Raw genomic sequence first — 15,489 nt, 5'->3', positions numbered from 1 at the left:
CGGCGAGCGGGCGTCGTCGTTCACCGGCGGACGGCGACCGTGGCGCTCGTGCGGGTCAGCGGCGCGTACCCCGGCCGCGTGCCGGTCACCCGCACGCTCACGCGCGCTCCCGCGTGCCGGGACGTGGGCGTGAACGTCGCGCTCGTCGAGACCCGCTTCCCGTCCACGAACCACGCGTAGGTGAACGTGGTCCCGGGGGTCCACGCACCGCGCTGCACGACGAGGCGGTGACCCACCGCGGGCGTGCCGGCGATAGTCGGGCGCGCGCCGGTCAGCGTGCCCCGCGCGACGGCCGCGGTGGCGGCCGAGGTCCGGGAGACCGTGGCGTAGCCCGGCTGGCTGCCCGTGACGCGCACCGTGAGCCGCTTGCCCAGGTGCGCGGCCTTCGGCGTGAACGTCGCCGAGGTGGCGCCGCGGATCGCGGTGCCGGAGGCGAACCACTGGTAGCGCAGCGTGACCGGCGCCGGACCCCAGGTGCCGGCACGCGCCGTGAGCCGCACCCCCACCCGCGCCTTGCCGACGACGGTCGGCCGCGGTGCGGTGAGAGCACCGGCGGCGACGCGCGCGGTCGGAGCCGACGTGCGCGTCACCGAGGTGTGCCCGGCGAGCGCACCGGTCACGCGCACGGTGATGCGCTTGCCCTGCTGAGCGGGGGCCAGGCGCAGGGTGGGGCCCGTCGCGCCCGCGACGGGGGTGCCGTCCGCGAGCCACGTCCGGGTCACGGTGGTGCCGGCCGGCCAGGTGCCGTCGACCGCGCGCAGGGTCGAGCCGACCGCGGGCGTGCCCGTGATCGTCGGCGTCGGGGCACCCGGGACCACGGGCGGCTCGGTCGCGACGAACGTGCGCACCGCGGAGCGGTCCACGCCGCCGTGCGGGCCCGTGGTGAGCACGTACCAGCCGTGCTCACCCGCGGGCACGTCCCACACCGCGGAGACGGTTGTCCCGGACGGCACGTCCTCGAACGAGGCGATGACCTTCGAGGTCAGGACGTCCGCGCGGAACGAGTCCGTGGCGAGCGTCTTGGTGCTCGAGGTCAGCCCTACGGCCGCGTACGGGATGGTGAAGTCCTGCATCCCGGCCGGGGAGTTGAGCGACGCGTCGTCGGAGTCGAAGTCGTCGAGCGAGGGCGAGTACGTGCGCACGACGATGCGCTGCCCGTCGTTGTCGAAGTGCAGGAGCCGCAGGTACCCCTGGCCGCCGCGCGGCAGGCCCTGGTAGTCGAACAGCATCGAGTAGACCGTGCGGTCGGCAGTGCCGTCGCCGTCGTCGTCGAACTCGTCGGTGCGCGTGTACGCGTCGTGGTAGTGCCCCGAGCTGACCGCGAACACGTTCGGGTTGGTGGCGACCACCTCGTCCATCACGCGCTGCGGGATCGGGCCCAGGCCACCCGTGGTGAGCATGAACTCGTGCAGGTTGATCCAGACCTTGCGCTCGGGGTAGCGCCGGATCACGTCGTTCATCCACGCGATCTGCTCGTCGCCGGGGCCCCAGCCCATCGACAGCAGGAGCAGGTCCACGCCGTCCGCGGTGACCAGGTCGTAGTGGCCGCGGTTGTCCTGCAGCTGGCCGCCGTACCAGGGGTTGTCCTGGTAGCGGGACGCGCCGAAGTACCGGGAGAACTCGGTGTAGTCGTCGGCGTGGTGGCCCACGTCGTGGTTGCCCGCGAGGACGCCGTACGGCAGCCCCGCCTGATCCAGCTGGCGGTAGGCCGCATCGGCCCGCGCCCACTGCTCGGGCTGGTCGAAGTCGTCGACGATGTCGCCCGTGTGGATGAGGTACTGCAGGTTCAGCGGGTCGCGCTGCGCCAGCAGGAACGCGTGGATGTCGAGCTGGTGCTGGTAGAAGTCCGGGCTCTCGTTGTAGTACTGCGTGTCCGACTCCCACGCGATCGTGAAGTCGTACTGGTCACGCGGTGTCGCGTCCGGGTGGTACGGCGTGACGGCCGTCGCACGCGTGGAGCGCACCTCACCCGCGAAGCCCTCGGAGTGCTGCACCAGGACCGTGACGCGGCCGTCGACGACGTGGTCCGCGACGGGCACCAGCGCATCGAGCGTGAAGTCGGTGGCCCCGCCGCCCGTGGTCAGGTGACGGTCCATCTCCTGCCAGCGGCCTGCCGCGGTGCGCACGTACAGCAGCACCTTGGCGCCCGCGTTCGCGGAGCCGGCCCAGGCCACGCGGACCTCGGCGTCGGCGCCTGCGTCGGCGGGGACCTCGACCGTGAACAGCTGGTACGGGAACGCGGTGGTCGAGCTCACCGGGACGCTCAGCCCGTCCGTGCCGACCAGGCGCTCGAGGTCCTGCGCGGCCAGCGGCGTGCCGGCCAGGTCCTCACCCGCCGCGACGCCGGTGCTGCCCGAGGAGACCGTGACCTCCGGGTCGCCGGGCGCGAACGTGTGCCCCTCGCGGAGCTCGACGTCGAGCGCGTCACCCTCGGGGCTCGTCGGGGTCGCCTGCAGCACCACACCGCCGGGGCGGACCTGCGCGCCAGGCGCGGGCGTCAGCTGCTCGGCGGCCGGCTGCTCGTCGGGCGTGCGGAACGTGACCGTGCGGCTCGCCCGGTTGCCCAGCGCGTCACGCGCGGTCAGCACGACGACGTGGTCGCCGGTCTCGAGCGCGAGCGAGGACGTCGCGTGCGGCAGCGTGACGGGCTCGCCGTCCAGCGTCGCGTCGAGCGCGGCCACACCCGATCCCGCGTCGGTGGCGGAGGCGTCGATCGTGAACGCGCCGCGGTACAGCCGGCCGTCCACCAGCGGGGTCGTGATCTGCGGGGCCGTGTTGTCGACGACGACCGTGCGCGTCACGCGCGTCGCGTCCGACCCCGTGCCCGCCGTGGCGGTGAGCGTGTGCGCGCCGTCGGTGGTGGCGGTCGTGTCCCACGTGTGCGCCAGGGACGTGAACGCGTCGTCCGGGAGCGTGAACGTCGCCAGGATGTAGACGAGCGTCGCGTCCTTGAAGCCGATCGCCTCGGTGGGGTCCGGGCACGGCACGGTCGCGAGCTCGGCGCCGACCGCCTCGCCCGCCACGGCGCAGGACGTGGGCCGCAGCACGCGGCCGTCGGGCAGCGCCAGGCGCATGTTCTTGCCAGAGAAGTCGTCGTTGTTCTCGTTCACGTCCGGCTGCGGCCACGCCTTGGTGCCCGCGTAGATGCCGACCGTGAGCTCGCGGCCCTGCCGCACCTGCTCCACGGGCACCTGCGCGGTGACCGTCTCGGTGCGGCCGTACAGTCCCTCGTCGAAGACCGTGAGCACCTGGTCGCCGAGCTTGATGCCGTTCCGGAAGAACGCGTCCGTGCTGGTCGCCTCGAACGCGAACACGGGCGCGCGCTCGAGCGACGGCACGGGTGCGGCCACCGGCTCGCCGTCGATCGCGAGCGACAGCGCGGCCGGGTCGCCGTCCGTCGTGGCCGCGACGCGCGTCTCGCCGCCCACGTGCTGGCCCTCGGTCACGTCCAGCCGGACCGGGTCGGGCTCACCGTCACGCAGGTCCACGCGGACCGGGCCGAACGTGGTGGTCCGGGTGCCGTCGGTCGCGCGGACCCGGTACTCGACCCACTCCTTGCCGTACAGGTCCACCTCGGGGATCGCGTACGCGTACCGGTGCGGTGCGCTCGCCTGGAGCAGGTGCGTCACCGGCTCGTCCACGTCCGTGTCGATCGTGAGCGCGACCGTCCGCACCTGCCGGTCGTCCTGGACGTCCAGCAGCACGTCCAGCGCACCCGGCTCCTGCGGCGCCTCGGGTCCGCCGGTCAGGTCCTCGACCACCGGGGGCGTCTGGTCCTGCGGCGTCGCGACGAGGCCCGCGGGCACCTGCCCCGGGCTGACCCGGCCGGGCGTCGGCGCGGCCAGGCCGACGAGCGTCTGCTCCGAGCCCGTCGGGTCCTTCGGCGTCCACAGGTGCGCGCCGGGCGCCGGGTTCCACGCGTACTGGATCGCCGTGGTGGCGGTGGTCTGCGCGTCGGTGAACCAGTACGCGCGGCTCACGTCCTGACCCGTGTTCGTCATCACCTGGATGCCGCGCGGGCCCGCGTTGGCCATGCCGCCCGAGCGGACCTCGACCAGGTCGGTGCCCGGCACCAGGTCGGTGCCGAACTGCGCGTTGAAGTCCGCCGCGCGCAGCGCGTCGTTGGCGCCGTTCTTGATCCAGAGCACCAGCGTCCCGCCCGGCGCGATCACCGGGTCCGTGGGCGTCGCGGGCCACAGCGCCGAGCTGGTCTGCACCGCGTTGGCGTCCACGTACAGGTACGCGAGCGTGAAGTCGTCGAACGCGACCGGGGCGTCGGAGCCGTTGTAGACCTCCACGAACTCGTACGCGTCGGCACCTGCGACGTTGGCCGTGTCCGGGGCGATCTCCGTGACCTGCAGGATCGGGGCGTGCAGGTCCGGGTCGGTGGGCGGGAGCGTCGGGCCGGGTGTCGGCTCCGTCGTGGGGTCGGTGGTCGGGTCAGTCGTCGGCTCCGTCGTCGGCTCGGTGGTCGGCTCGGTCGACGGGTCTGTGGTCGGGTCGGTCGACGGGTCGCCGGTCGGGTCCGGCTCGGGGGCGGTGGCACCCACCTGCTCCGGGACGACGACGCCCGGGGTGGGCGCCTGCTGCTGCGCGAACACGGGCTGCACGGCGCTGCCCTGGGGCGGCACGCCGAACAGCACGGGCAGGTCCACACCCTTGTCCGCGGCGGTCCACGTCACCTGCGCGACGTCCGAGGTGACGCCGTCGACCGTCCGGCGCAGCCACATCGTCGTGCCACCGTTGTTCAGGCCGTCCTGGCCCGTGAGGCGCACCAGCGCGTAGTCGCCCGTGACGCCCTTGCCCGCGTAGAACGCGCGGAAGTCGTCGTCGGACAGCGCTGCCGCACCCGAGAGGCCGCTGTTGTACGCCCACAGCACCACGGTCCCGTGGCCCGGCACCACCGTCCCGTCGGGCACGGTGAGCACCTTCTCGGTCGACCCGCTGCGGTACACCACGGAGTACCCGTCCGCGGTCAGGTCGATCGCCGCGGACGTGGTGTTGTGGACCTCGACGTACTCCCACGCGTCGATGCTGGTCCCCGTGGCGCTGGGGCGGTTCGAGGAGTCGACGTTGATCTCGGTGATCAGCAGCGGCGGCAGGTCCGGTGCTGCCACCGCGGGGGCGGCCAGGGTGAGCGTGGTGACGGCGAGGGTCGCGGAGACGAGCGCGGCGAGATGCCGCGCCCCGGGGGCGCGCGGGGGCATGAGGACTCGCTTCGGGGTCGGGGGTGGTCCGCCGCGCAGCCTCACCAGCACGGATGAACGGCTGCCCGCGCCCGGGCGACCTGCGGGTGTCCTGCGGATGCCGAGTCCCCGACGCACGTGTCCGGAGCGGGCCCGCCGCCCCCGGGGCGCGGCTCAGCCCGCCATCGCCGCGCTCGTCGTGCGTGCGCCCGTCCGCACCCCCCGCCACAGGAGGTACCCGACCATCCAGACCTCGCCGACGGTCGCGAGGGCGGTGAGCGCCGTGGCCACGAGCGTCTGGTCCGGCGCGACCGCGGTGACGTACGTGCTCACCACGTAGCCGACGCCCCCCGCGACCAGGACCCAGCCGAGCGGGCGCGGCTGCCGGCCGGAACGCAGCACGAGCAGACCCATGGGCACCAGCCACAGCCCGAAGAACAGGCCGCCGAGGCCCCACGCGCGCTCCGCGAGGTCGTGCAGCAGCAGCACGGCCTGCTCGGGCTGCGCGTACGTGCCGGGCTCGGCGAGCGCGACGTGCAGGGCCGCGGTGGTGCACACGGTGGCCACCAGGATCAGGACCGCGTTGACGAGCCCGAACGCGGCGACCGCGGCCGCAGCCACGGCGTGGGTCCGGCGGTACAGCGCGAGGAAGCCGATCGCGGCGAGCGCCTGGCACACCACCACGGTCAGGTCCGCGACCGTGCCGACGTGCGCGAGCGTCTGGTGGTCGACCAGGTTGGCGGCGGTCGCCGTCGCGTCGTCGGGGACGTAGAGCCGCTGCCGGACCCCCAGGTAGCCGAGCATGCCGAACACGGCGAGGCCCAGGTAGGCGAGCCCGGTGAGCCGGGCGGTCCGGATCAGGTGTGCGTTCACGTGGTGCTCCCGGTGACGATGGGTGGGCATGACGGACGGCGGTCACGGCGACCGTGGCCGGACCGGCTCGCGTGGCGGCGCGGGCGCCGGGGTGGTGCGCGGGGTGGGTGCGTGGAGTGGGTGCGTGCGGCCCGGGTCAGCGGGCGGTCTCGTCGGGCGCGACGTACTGGAAGACGTCGTCCAGCGGACGGCCCAGGACGTGCGCGATCTGGAACGCGAGCTCGAGCGACGGCGAGTAGCGGCCGTGCTCGATCGCGATGACGGTCTGGCGGGTCACCCCGATGCGCCGCGCCAGCTCGGCCTGGGTGAGCTCTCCGTGCTCGATCCGTAGGTCACGGATCCGGTTGGTGACGCGCGTGGGCTTGGGGCCCATCAGAAGCCACGCCGGTAGAGCCGCAGCTTGGTGGTGGTCTCGACGAGCGCGCCCGCCGTGCCGACCACGAACAGCAGGTTGCCGATCCAGAACGTGTCGGCGTCGAGCATCGCGAGCACCAGCGCCCAGACGAACCCCGCCGCGAGGACGCCGATGTGCGCGCGGTGGGCACGCAGGCCGATCTCGTCGTCCCGCGCGTCCGTGCCGGACTCGACCACGGGCGCGTGGTGCTCGGTGCGCCCCGCGGCCGCCCGCCCGATCGTCGCGGTGACGCTCCCGACGATCGTGCCGACGATCGTCAGCAGGATCGAGCCGACCACCGACGCGCCCAGCGTCCACAGCATCGGGACCACCCACTCGATCTCGTGGGCGGGCGTGCGCGCCAGCTGGACCCCGAGGTAGAGGAGGTACGCGCCGGAGGTGAGCACCACCGCGACCAGGTAGGCCCAGACCGACCGTTCGGTGGTGGTCATGGGGACCGGCTCGTCGTCGCCGGGGAGGTCGTGCACCGCGTCCTGCATGGCTGCTCCGATGTGAAGAATCTTTGACATGCCGACCGTAGGACCGCGGCACAGGCCGTGTCAACAATCTTTGACATGCTCGGCGTCGGGGACCTTCGTCGGGCACCCCCCTCCCGCACGGGTGCGAGCCTGACCTGCGACGACACCGGGAGGACCGCACATGCCCGCACCGCTGCACCGCCACGCCGCGCGCGAGCTCGACGCGGTCCCCCTCAACGTCGGCTTCGCGCGGGCGGTCGTCGAGGGCACCGTCGCCGGTGGTCTGTGGTCAGACCGGCACGACCACCCCCGCGCGTTCCACGCCGTGCACCCGTACGGCATGTCGCTGGTGTGGGGCGAGGCCGTCGACGAGGCCGTGGAGCACGTGCTGGCCCACCTGCGCTCACGCACCGCGGGCGAATGGCTGCAGGTGGACCCCCGCAGCGACGTCGACTGGGTGGCCGCGCTCGAGGCCGTGCCGCTGGACGAGCACGCCGGCCCCGGCCGCGTGGTGGCCCACACGCGCGTCAACTTCGCGTTCGACCGCGCGGCCTTCACGGCGGCCCGGCTCGGGCTGACGGCTCCGTCCGGGTGGCGCGCACGCCCCGCGACGGCGGCCGACTTCACGCTGCCCGGCGCCGTGGTGCCCAGCGGGTTCTGGCCCGACGCGCCCACGTTCCTGGCCCGCGGCGGCGGCTGGGTGGTCGCGTCGGCGCAGACCGTGGGCGCGATCGCGTTCACGTCCTACCGCGTGGCCGACGAGGTGGAGGTCGGCATCGAGACGGCCGCCGCCTGGCGCCGCCGCGGGCTGGCCGCCGCCGCTGCCGCGGCGATGATCGAGGACCTGCTGGCCCGCGGTCTGACGCCCGTGTGGTCGTGCCGTGAGGACAACGTCGCATCGCTGCGCCTGGCGGTCGCGCTCGGCTTCCGTCCGACGCTGCGCGTTCCGTACCTCCGGATCCCGCCCCGCGCCTGAGCCCTCCCGGATCCGCGATGCGTGCGTGTCGGAGGGCGGGCCTACCGTCGGCGGCATGGCTATCGCGCGCTACCCCGTCACGGTCCTCGACTGCCCGGACCCCGCCTCGCTCGCCACGTTCTACGCCCGCCTGCTCGACTGGACGGTCGAGGCCGAGGAGGACGGCAGCTGGGCGCACATCCGGGCCGACTACGGCCAGAGCCTCGCGTTCCAGAAGGTCGAGGGGTACACCCCGCCCCGCTGGCCGGGCCAGGACGTCCCGCAGCAGCTCCACCTGGACCTCGACGTCGACGACCTGGACGCCGGCGAAGCAGCCGTGCTCGCGCTGGGCGCGACCAAGGCCGAGCACCAGCCGGGCGAGTCGTTCCGCGTGTTCCTCGACCCCGCGGGTCACCCGTTCTGCCTCTGCGTCGGCTGAGGGGCCGCCTCGTCCGCTCGAATCGCCCCGCGCACGTGCCCGCGCGCACTACGGTCGGGCGGACGAACCTCAGACGGAGGGAGCGTGGACCCGTGCGACGTGCCGCCGGGCTTCGCATCGAGCACAACCCCAGCGGTGACGCGTACGGCGAGCTCGGACTCGGGAACGCGCGCGTCCTGTGTCGGTTCTAGCCGCTCCGTCCGCCACGGGCAGCTGAACGCGCCAGCGCCGGGGCAGCGCGTCGGCGGCAGAGAGGCCGGACGGGTGAGCTGGCTCGAGCGTCTGTCGCGTGGCCCGGTGCGCGGCGGACCAGCCGGCTCAGCACAGCTCGGCGCGTGACCACCACATCGTCGTCGCCGCGAGAGCCACGGCTCCGACGGGCACCGCCGCCCACAGCTGGAGGCCGGTCACGTCCGCGGCGGCCTCGCTCCCGCCCATCCCGGCCCAGAGGCCGGGTGCGGCCCACGGGAACCACGCGCCCGCTCCGGCCACGGTCGCGATCTGCGTGACCACGACCAGGCCGAGCAACGCGCCGACGCCCGGCAGGTATCCCCGCCAGCGGGACGCGACCCACGCGACCGGGAGGCTCAGCAGCGCAGTCAGCAGCGTCACGACGAGCGCGCGGCCCGCACCGCGCGCGGCGTCGGCACCGGGCGCCCCGAGCCCGATGGCACATCCGAGGGGGATCGAGACCAGCACCGCCGCGAACCCGCACAGCACCGCGCCGCCCAGGACGGCAACGAGCTTGGCGAGCACCACGGACGCCGGTGAGGTGGGCAGCGCCCACAGCCCGGTGACCGTGCCCTCGGCGAACTCACGCCCGACCGTCCATGCGGCGACGACACCCACGGCGAGGAGCGTCGCGACCGACAGGATCTGGGCGAGCATCCCGAGGTAGGCGTGCCAGCCCTCGCCCTGCAGCATCGGTCGCACCTTGAGGGCCATCTGCCCGTCGCCGCCGCCGAGGCCCACCGCGGTGAACAGCGCGGTGGCCGCACCGGTGCCGAGAATCAGGACGGCGGCCGTGGTCCGCGCGACCGCCGACCGCCGGAGCTTGAGGGTCTCGACCTCCCACGCCGCGCGGATCATGCCCGGCCCTCCGCCTGATCGACGGCGTACACCATCGCGAAGAACTGCCGCTCGAGGTCGACGCCACCCGGAGGCAGCCCGCCGATCACCCGCCCGTGGTGCAGGACGCTGATCCGGTCGGCCGTGCGGGCCACCTCGTCGAGGTGATGGCTGGAGACCAGGACCCCTGCACCGGCGTCACGCGCCTCACGCAGCCATCGCCGGACGACGACCACACCCGACGGGTCGAGCGCGTTGGTCGGCTCGTCGAGGACCAGGAGGCCCGGACGGTGCACGCTCGCGCACGCCAGGCCGAGCCGCTGGCGGTTGCCGAGCGACAACACCCCGGCCCGCCGGCCGGCCCAGTGCGTGAGCGCGAGGCGGTCGACCACGTCCGCGGCGGCCGCGGCGGCCGCGGACGGCTCCAGGCCGCGCAGGCGCGCGGCACAGATCACCGCCTGCACCACCGTCAGCTCCGGGTACGCGCTCGGCGTCTCGACGAGGTGCCCGACCCCGGCCCACAGCTCCTTCGGTGCCCGCCAGGGCGGCAGCATCCGGCCGTCGGGGTGCCGCACGGCGACGGTCCCCGCACCCGGCCGCAGCATCCCGAGCGCCAGGCGCATGAGGGTGGACTTGCCCGCGCCGTTCAGCCCGACGAGCGCGTGGATCTCCCCTGCCCGCACGGACAGGTCGACGCCGTCGAGCGCACGTTCGTCGCCGAAGGCGCGCGCCAGCCCGGATGCCCGCAGCAGCGGCCGGCCGGCCGGGGCGGCGCCTGTGCCGGCGGGAACCACGGTCACGCCGGGCCTGCGCTCGCGACGGCGCGTCCGCCCGCGTCGGCGCCCACGGCCAGGACGTCGAGCGCGCGCCGGATGAGCGTCCCCAGATCGCCGCTGTCCGGCTGTGCACCCCAGAGCAGCAGCGCCTCCATGAGCGCCGCGAGGCACGCGGCCGCGGCGACGGCCGCGTCCACCGGCGCCGCTCCGTCGGCGACGAGGGCCTCGCAGATCAGGCTCGCGGTACGGCGGTTGTTCTCCGCCGCTCGCGCACGGAGCCGGGGAGTCCGGGCGACCAGGCCGACGCGCGCCCGGGCCTGGGCAGCGCTCGGCTCCGGCAGTGCAGCCCACGCGGCGAGGATCCCGCACCGGACACGCTCGACCACGGGCAGCCCGCGGTCCTGGGCGCGCACGGCTCCCGCGATCACCTCGTCGTAGGGATCGTCCAGGACGACGTCCTCCTTCGTGGGGAAGTGGCGGAAGAACGTCATGTGGGAGACGCCGGCCGCCTGGGCGACCTGGTTGACCGTCGTCTCCTCGTACCCCTGGGCCAGGAACAGGTCGAGTGCAGCCGCCTGCAGACGTTCACGCGTGCTCGGTCGGCGTCCCATGGGCGCGATGTTAGTGACTAACATCGCGCGCGTCGAGAGCGGCGGAACTCCTCCCCTCCGCGAGCGGCGCAAGTGCGCGCAGCACGCGCGTGGTGGCCAGACGGCTCGACCTGCGCGCGCCCCGCCGCTCGACCGCGGCGCACCCCTCCGGCCAGAACCCGCGAGTCAGGGGCCATCCCGCTCCCGGGATCTGGGTGGCTGTCAGGTGGTCGAGCGCCGGTTGCACCCGTCGGTCGACGCCGCCGGCTCCCGCGACCACACCGATCACCTCGGTGAGGTCGGTGCGCCAGTCGAGCGGGAACGTGGGCATGAGCCAGTCGCTGGGCGAACCCGCGCGCCCCAACGGCAGGATCGTCCGGTCGCTCGCCAGCATCAGTCGTCGGTCGAGCAGCGCCTGACGGACGAGGCTCAGGAGCTCGGCGACCTCACGGGCTCGAGCTCCACCGCGGACCGGCACGCGCTCCTGCCACCTGGTGAGGGCGAGCCCGGCCTTGATCACCCCGATCACGCAGCTCGTGGCGGCCAGGCACCCGCCGTACCGCGTCGCCAGCGACGGCACGTACACGGGGAGCTCACCTCGAGGGGAGCGACCCGCCACGCGCACGTCCTGGTAGCGCAGGATCCAGTCCACCTGCGGCTCGGCGAGGTCGAGCCTGCCACCGCGCAGGAAGCAGACCGCCGCCAGCGCGACGTAGCAGGCCAGCACGCCGTCGTCGCGGCCGTTGCGCGAGAACACCCCGCGGTCGGTCGTCGCGTGCGCGCCCAGGAACCCCGCCGCGGCGGCCACGGCCTGGGACAGCGAGTGGCTCTCGCCGGGGACCTCGCCGAGCTCGTCGAGGTCGGCCACCACTCCCGCGGTCCACAACGTGGTGAGGACGCGCCGGCTCGCGTGGCCGGCGACGCCCCAGCTGCCGTCGTCGTGCTGGTGCGCCAGCACGTCACGCACCGGACCAGCGGGGAGGTGCGGTGCCGCGTCGAGCCAGCGGCGAGCGGCCTCGAGGTCGGGCATCGCGAGCCGCACGACGTGCGGCGGCGCACCGCCGGTCGCCGCCTCGCACGCACCCATCGCGTCACCTCCTCGGCCCCTGTCCCGCCAGCGTGACCCGCGCTCGGGGGTCGGGCGACGGACCGAGGTCCCCCGCCGCAGCCCTACGGCGGGTCTGGCGCGCGCGGCGGTCAGCCGATCAGCGGCCGTCCCTCCGGACGCCGGAACAACCGCCCGTGCTCACGCAGGACGAGCGCGGACGCCAGGGTGACCGGTCCGAGCCGCCCCGCGAACATCACGACGACCAGGACGAGCTGGTGGCCCGGATGCAGGTCGGCGGTGATGCCGGTGGACAGCCCGACGGTCGCGAAGGCCGAGACGACCTCGAACAGGATCTGGTCGAGGCTGTAGCGACTGGTCATCGCGATCGCGATCGTGGAGGCGACCACCGCGGCGACGCTGAGCAGGGCCACCGCGAGGGCCTGCCGGATGGTGGGGGCAGTCAGCCGCCGGTCGAACAGGTTGACGTCCGGTCGCCGCGCAGCTCGGCGATGATCGCCAGGAGCAGCACGGCGAACGTCCCGACCTTGATGCCGCCGGCCGTGCCGGCGCTGCCACCTCCGATGAACATGAGGACGTCAGTGCCCAGCAGCGTCCCGGTGTTCATCGAGCCGGTGTCGACGCTGTTGAACCCTGCCGTCCGGGGCATCACGGCCTGGAAGAAACCCGCAAGGACGCGCCCCGCCGGGTCGAGCGCGCCGAGCGTGTGGGGGTTCGACCATTCGGCGACGGTCATGAACAGCGTCCCGCCGAGCAGCAGGATCGCGGTCATCACGAGCGTGAGCCTGGTGTGGATGCTCCACCGCCTCGGGCGCCGGTGCTGCCGCAGCAGCTCGAGGATCACCGGGAACCCGAGACCGCCGAGCAGGACCGCGGCGGCGATCGGCAGGCAGATCCAGGGGTCGGTGGCGAAGCCGATGAGGCTGTCGCTGAACAGCGCGAAACCCGCGTTGTTGAACGCGGACACCGCGTGGAAGACCCCGAGCCACACGCTCGTGCCCCACGGATGGTGGTACGCAGTGGCGAACCGGACGGTGAGCACGATCGCGGTGATCGCCTCGACCGTGAGGCTGATCCTGGCGACACCGAGCAGCACCGTGCGCACGTCGCCCAGGCCGACGCTCTTGGTCTCGGCGGCCGCGAGCATCCGCGAGCCGAGCCCGAGCCGGCGTGAGATCAGCAGCCCGAGCAGCGTCGCCAGCGTCATGATCCCGAGACCGCCGACCTGGATCAGCAGCAGGATCGCGGCCTGCCCGAACCCGGACCAGTAGGTGGCGGTGTCGACCACAGCGAGCCCCGTGACGCACAACGCCGAGGTCGCCGTGAAGAGCGCCTCCAGTGGCGGCGCTCCGCCGGGCCCGTTGCGGGAGATCGGCAGCAGGAGCACCGACGCGCCGATGACGATCCCGAGCGCGAAGCCGGCCACGACGGTGCGCCCGGGGTTGTCGATGCCGAGCCGACGACGGCGGGGAGGACGGCAGAGCAGCGCGCCGAGCGGGACAGCCACGGACCGGTGATGCCTCTGCTGGGGGGGTCGCGGGCCGATGCGGCCAGCGGCGCCGGCAGGGTCGCCGGGTGCGACGTTCGAGCCTACGGAGCCCCGAACCGTGCACCCCGGCCGTGCCTGGCTCAGCGGCATCAAGATTTCGTCAGGGTTCTCGCGGCGTCGGCGACGTGCGGACGGTGGTGGCGTGCTCGTGTCGCGGTGTGTGCGAGCCTGGCCGGGTGTCGAACCGCCGGAACGCCCGCGGCCCGGCGCTGGTGGTGCACGGCGCGATCGCGCGCCGTCGCCGGGTCGCCGGGTTCGTCCTGGCCGGCGCCGGCCTGCCGGTGATCAGCGTGCTGCTCGTCGCGACTCGCGACGACGTCGCGCTGGGCAGCATCCTCCTCGTCTACCTGCTCGGCGTCGTGGCGGTGTCGGCAGTCGGCGGGATGCTTCCCGGTCTGATCGCCGCGGTGCTCTCCTTCGGCCTGGCGAACTGGTTCTTCACGCCGCCCCTGCACACCCTGGCGGTGGAGGGCGGTGACACGCTGATCGAGCTGGCGGTCTTCGCCGTCGCCGCCGTCGTGGTGGCAGCGACCGTCGAGCTCGCGGCGCGCGACCGGCTGCGGTACCAGCAGGACCTGGACGCGCAGGTGGCCCGCACGCGCGAGCTGGCGGCCGAGGACCGGGCACGGACGGCCCTCCTCGCATCGGTCGGGCATGACCTCCGGACACCGTTGGCGAGCACCAAGGCCGCGGTCAGCAGCCTGCGGCAGACGGACGTCGCATGGCCGGACGACGCTCGCGCCCAGCTGCTGGCGACGATCGAGGACTCGACCGACCGACTGGCTCGGCTCGTGGCGAACCTCCTGGACATGACCCGTCTGCGCTCGGACGCCGTGACCGCCAGGGTGCGACCGATCGCGCTCGACGAGGTGCTCGCCCGCACCACGCTCGGCGAGCACCGTGCGAGCGTGGACACCGTGATCGCCGACGACCTGCCGCTCGTCCTCGTCGACCCCGGGCTGCTCGAACGAGTCGTGGACAACCTCGTCGAGAACGCCGTGCGCTTCAGCCCGGCTGGTACGCGCGTCCGGATCCGGGCGGCCACGGGCCGCTCGGGCGTCGACCTGAGCATCGTCGACCACGGTCCGGGCATCCCACCCGAGCGACGCGACGAGGTGTTCGCCGCGTTCCAGCGCCTGGACGACCGGGACGCCGGGTCGCACGTCGGGCTCGGGCTCGCCATCGCGAGAGGCTTCACCGAGGCCATGGGCGTGGATCTGAGCCCGTCGACCACGCCCGGCGGAGGTCTCACCATGACGCTGCGGCCGCCGGTGGCGCCGCAGTGACACGCCTCATGCTCGTCGAGGACGACCCGGCTCTGGTCCGGACGTTGGAGCTGACGCTCGGCGTGCACGGCTTCGACGTGCACGCCACCGGCCTGGGCGCCGAGGCCCTGGTGCTCGCCCGTACCGCCCAGCCCGACGTCGTGATCGTCGACCTCGGGCTGCCCGACATCGACGGCCTGGACGTCGTGCAGGCCGTCCGGCGTCAGTCAGACATCCCCGTGCTCGTGCTGTCCGCGCGGGACGCGCAGCAGGACAAGGTCCGCGCGCTCGACGCCGGCGCCGACGACTACGTCACGAAGCCGTTCGGGATGGACGAGCTGCTGGCCCGGCTGCGCGCCGCGCTGCGCCGTGCGGCACCCGGCGATCGGCCATCGTCTTCCAGACCGAGCACCTCATGATCGACCGCACGGCCCGGCGCGTGGAGCGCGACTGTGCGCGAGTGCACCTCACACCGACCGAGTGGAACCTGCTGGAGGCTCTGCTGCGGTCCCCCGGCCGGGTGGTCACGCAGCGGACGCTGCTGCAGGAGGTGTGGGGGCCGCAGTACGTCGACGAGGTGGCCTACCTGCGCGCCTACGTCGCCCAGCTGCGACGCAAGCTCGAGGCGAGCCCCGCCCTGCCCCGCCATCTGCTGACGGAACCGGGCGTCGGGTACCGGTTCGAGCCGTGACGTGCGCGAACGAGCTGTGGCGGAGACGGTGGGATTTGAACCCACGGAAGGGTTTGACCCCTTCACGGCCTTAGCAGGGCCGCGCACTAGACCTGGCTATGCGACGTCTCCAAGTGCGCACAGGCTACCCGGGCGGGTCGCCGTGCGGCAAAACCCGG

General features: G+C 73.8%; 15 protein-coding genes and 1 tRNA gene. 5 read left to right on the top strand and 11 right to left on the bottom strand.

Annotated features, from left to right (window positions below):
• Positions 1–20: 20 nt before the first annotated feature.
• From CELGI_RS01100 to CELGI_RS01085, 4 genes are all read right to left on the bottom strand, one after another.
• Entirely contained in the window at positions 21–5,207 is a 5,187-nt protein-coding gene (locus tag CELGI_RS01100; RefSeq protein ID WP_013882271.1) for a lamin tail domain-containing protein, read from the bottom strand.
• 153 nt (positions 5,208–5,360) lie between these two features.
• Positions 5,361–6,059 (bottom strand): DUF4386 domain-containing protein, encoded by a 699-nt coding sequence (locus tag CELGI_RS01095; protein WP_013882270.1) that lies wholly within the window; start codon positions 6,057–6,059, stop codon positions 5,361–5,363.
• Between the two features lie 136 nt (positions 6,060–6,195).
• Positions 6,196–6,432, bottom strand: coding sequence for a helix-turn-helix transcriptional regulator (locus CELGI_RS01090; RefSeq protein WP_013882269.1), 237 nt, complete (start codon positions 6,430–6,432; stop codon positions 6,196–6,198).
• The gene (locus CELGI_RS01085; RefSeq protein ID WP_150104629.1) at positions 6,432–6,983 is read right to left on the bottom strand and encodes a hypothetical protein; all 552 of its coding nucleotides are present in this window, start codon (positions 6,981–6,983) and stop codon (positions 6,432–6,434) included. Before CELGI_RS01085 ends, CELGI_RS01090 begins: the two co-directional genes overlap by 1 nt.
• A 130-nt stretch (positions 6,984–7,113) precedes the next feature.
• Here CELGI_RS01085 and CELGI_RS01080 point away from each other — a divergent pair, with 130 nt between their 5' ends.
• On the top strand, positions 7,114–7,908 hold the full coding sequence (locus CELGI_RS01080) for a GNAT family N-acetyltransferase (RefSeq protein ID WP_013882267.1): 795 nt from the start codon (positions 7,114–7,116) through the stop codon (positions 7,906–7,908).
• Between the two features lie 55 nt (positions 7,909–7,963).
• The gene (locus tag CELGI_RS01075; RefSeq protein WP_041574046.1) at positions 7,964–8,326 is read left to right on the top strand and encodes a VOC family protein; all 363 of its coding nucleotides are present in this window, start codon (positions 7,964–7,966) and stop codon (positions 8,324–8,326) included.
• A gap of 318 nt (positions 8,327–8,644) precedes the next feature.
• Here the strand turns inward: CELGI_RS01075 and CELGI_RS01070 are convergent, their stop codons facing one another.
• The 6 genes from CELGI_RS01070 to CELGI_RS01050 all read right to left on the bottom strand — a co-directional run bounded on the left by CELGI_RS01070 (position 8,645) and on the right by CELGI_RS01050 (position 13,465).
• Positions 8,645–9,415 (bottom strand): ABC transporter permease, encoded by a 771-nt coding sequence (locus tag CELGI_RS01070; RefSeq protein ID WP_013882265.1) that lies wholly within the window; start codon positions 9,413–9,415, stop codon positions 8,645–8,647.
• Positions 9,412–10,194, bottom strand: a complete 783-nt coding sequence (locus CELGI_RS01065) for an ABC transporter ATP-binding protein (RefSeq protein ID WP_013882264.1) — start codon at positions 10,192–10,194, stop codon at positions 9,412–9,414. The genes CELGI_RS01070 and CELGI_RS01065 overlap by 4 nt, the downstream gene beginning before the upstream one ends.
• Positions 10,191–10,781, bottom strand: a complete 591-nt coding sequence (locus tag CELGI_RS01060) for a TetR/AcrR family transcriptional regulator (protein ID WP_049785497.1) — start codon at positions 10,779–10,781, stop codon at positions 10,191–10,193. The genes CELGI_RS01065 and CELGI_RS01060 overlap by 4 nt, the downstream gene beginning before the upstream one ends.
• 10 nt (positions 10,782–10,791) lie before the next feature.
• A complete protein-coding gene (locus tag CELGI_RS01055) occupies positions 10,792–11,847 on the bottom strand; it encodes a hypothetical protein (RefSeq protein ID WP_013882262.1) in 1,056 nt (351 codons plus the stop codon).
• A 110-nt stretch (positions 11,848–11,957) separates the two neighbouring features.
• Positions 11,958–12,239, bottom strand: coding sequence for a potassium transporter TrkG (locus CELGI_RS17745; protein WP_321572176.1), 282 nt, complete (start codon positions 12,237–12,239; stop codon positions 11,958–11,960).
• 29 nt (positions 12,240–12,268) lie between these two features.
• Positions 12,269–13,465 (bottom strand): TrkH family potassium uptake protein, encoded by a 1,197-nt coding sequence (locus CELGI_RS01050; protein WP_321572175.1) that lies wholly within the window; start codon positions 13,463–13,465, stop codon positions 12,269–12,271.
• Here CELGI_RS01050 and CELGI_RS01045 point away from each other — a divergent pair.
• From CELGI_RS01045 to CELGI_RS17735, 3 genes are read left to right on the top strand one after another with little or no spacing between them, the layout of a single operon-like run.
• Positions 13,447–14,661 carry a sensor histidine kinase gene (locus CELGI_RS01045; protein ID WP_245528137.1) on the top strand — a complete coding sequence of 405 codons (1,215 nt, stop codon included), beginning with the start codon at positions 13,447–13,449 and terminating at the stop codon, positions 14,659–14,661. The two genes, CELGI_RS01050 and CELGI_RS01045, sit on opposite strands and share 19 nt — an antisense overlap.
• Before the next feature lie 8 nt (positions 14,662–14,669).
• Positions 14,670–15,059, top strand: coding sequence for a response regulator (locus CELGI_RS17740; RefSeq protein ID WP_321572174.1), 390 nt, complete (start codon positions 14,670–14,672; stop codon positions 15,057–15,059).
• 41 nt (positions 15,060–15,100) lie between these two features.
• Positions 15,101–15,331: a winged helix-turn-helix domain-containing protein gene (locus CELGI_RS17735; protein ID WP_321572173.1), complete on the top strand. Its 231-nt coding sequence runs from the start codon at positions 15,101–15,103 to the stop codon at positions 15,329–15,331.
• 17 nt (positions 15,332–15,348) lie between these two features.
• Here the strand turns inward: CELGI_RS17735 and CELGI_RS01035 are convergent.
• A tRNA-Ser gene (locus CELGI_RS01035) sits at positions 15,349–15,442 on the bottom strand.
• Positions 15,443–15,489 lie beyond the last annotated feature (47 nt).

This window comes from Cellulomonas gilvus ATCC 13127 (assembly GCF_000218545.1).
In the GTDB taxonomy this organism is placed as follows: Bacteria; Actinomycetota; Actinomycetes; order Actinomycetales; family Cellulomonadaceae; genus Cellulomonas; species Cellulomonas gilvus.
The sequence above is the reverse complement of the archived record's forward strand: the minus strand, read 5'-3'. Positions and strand labels throughout refer to the sequence as shown.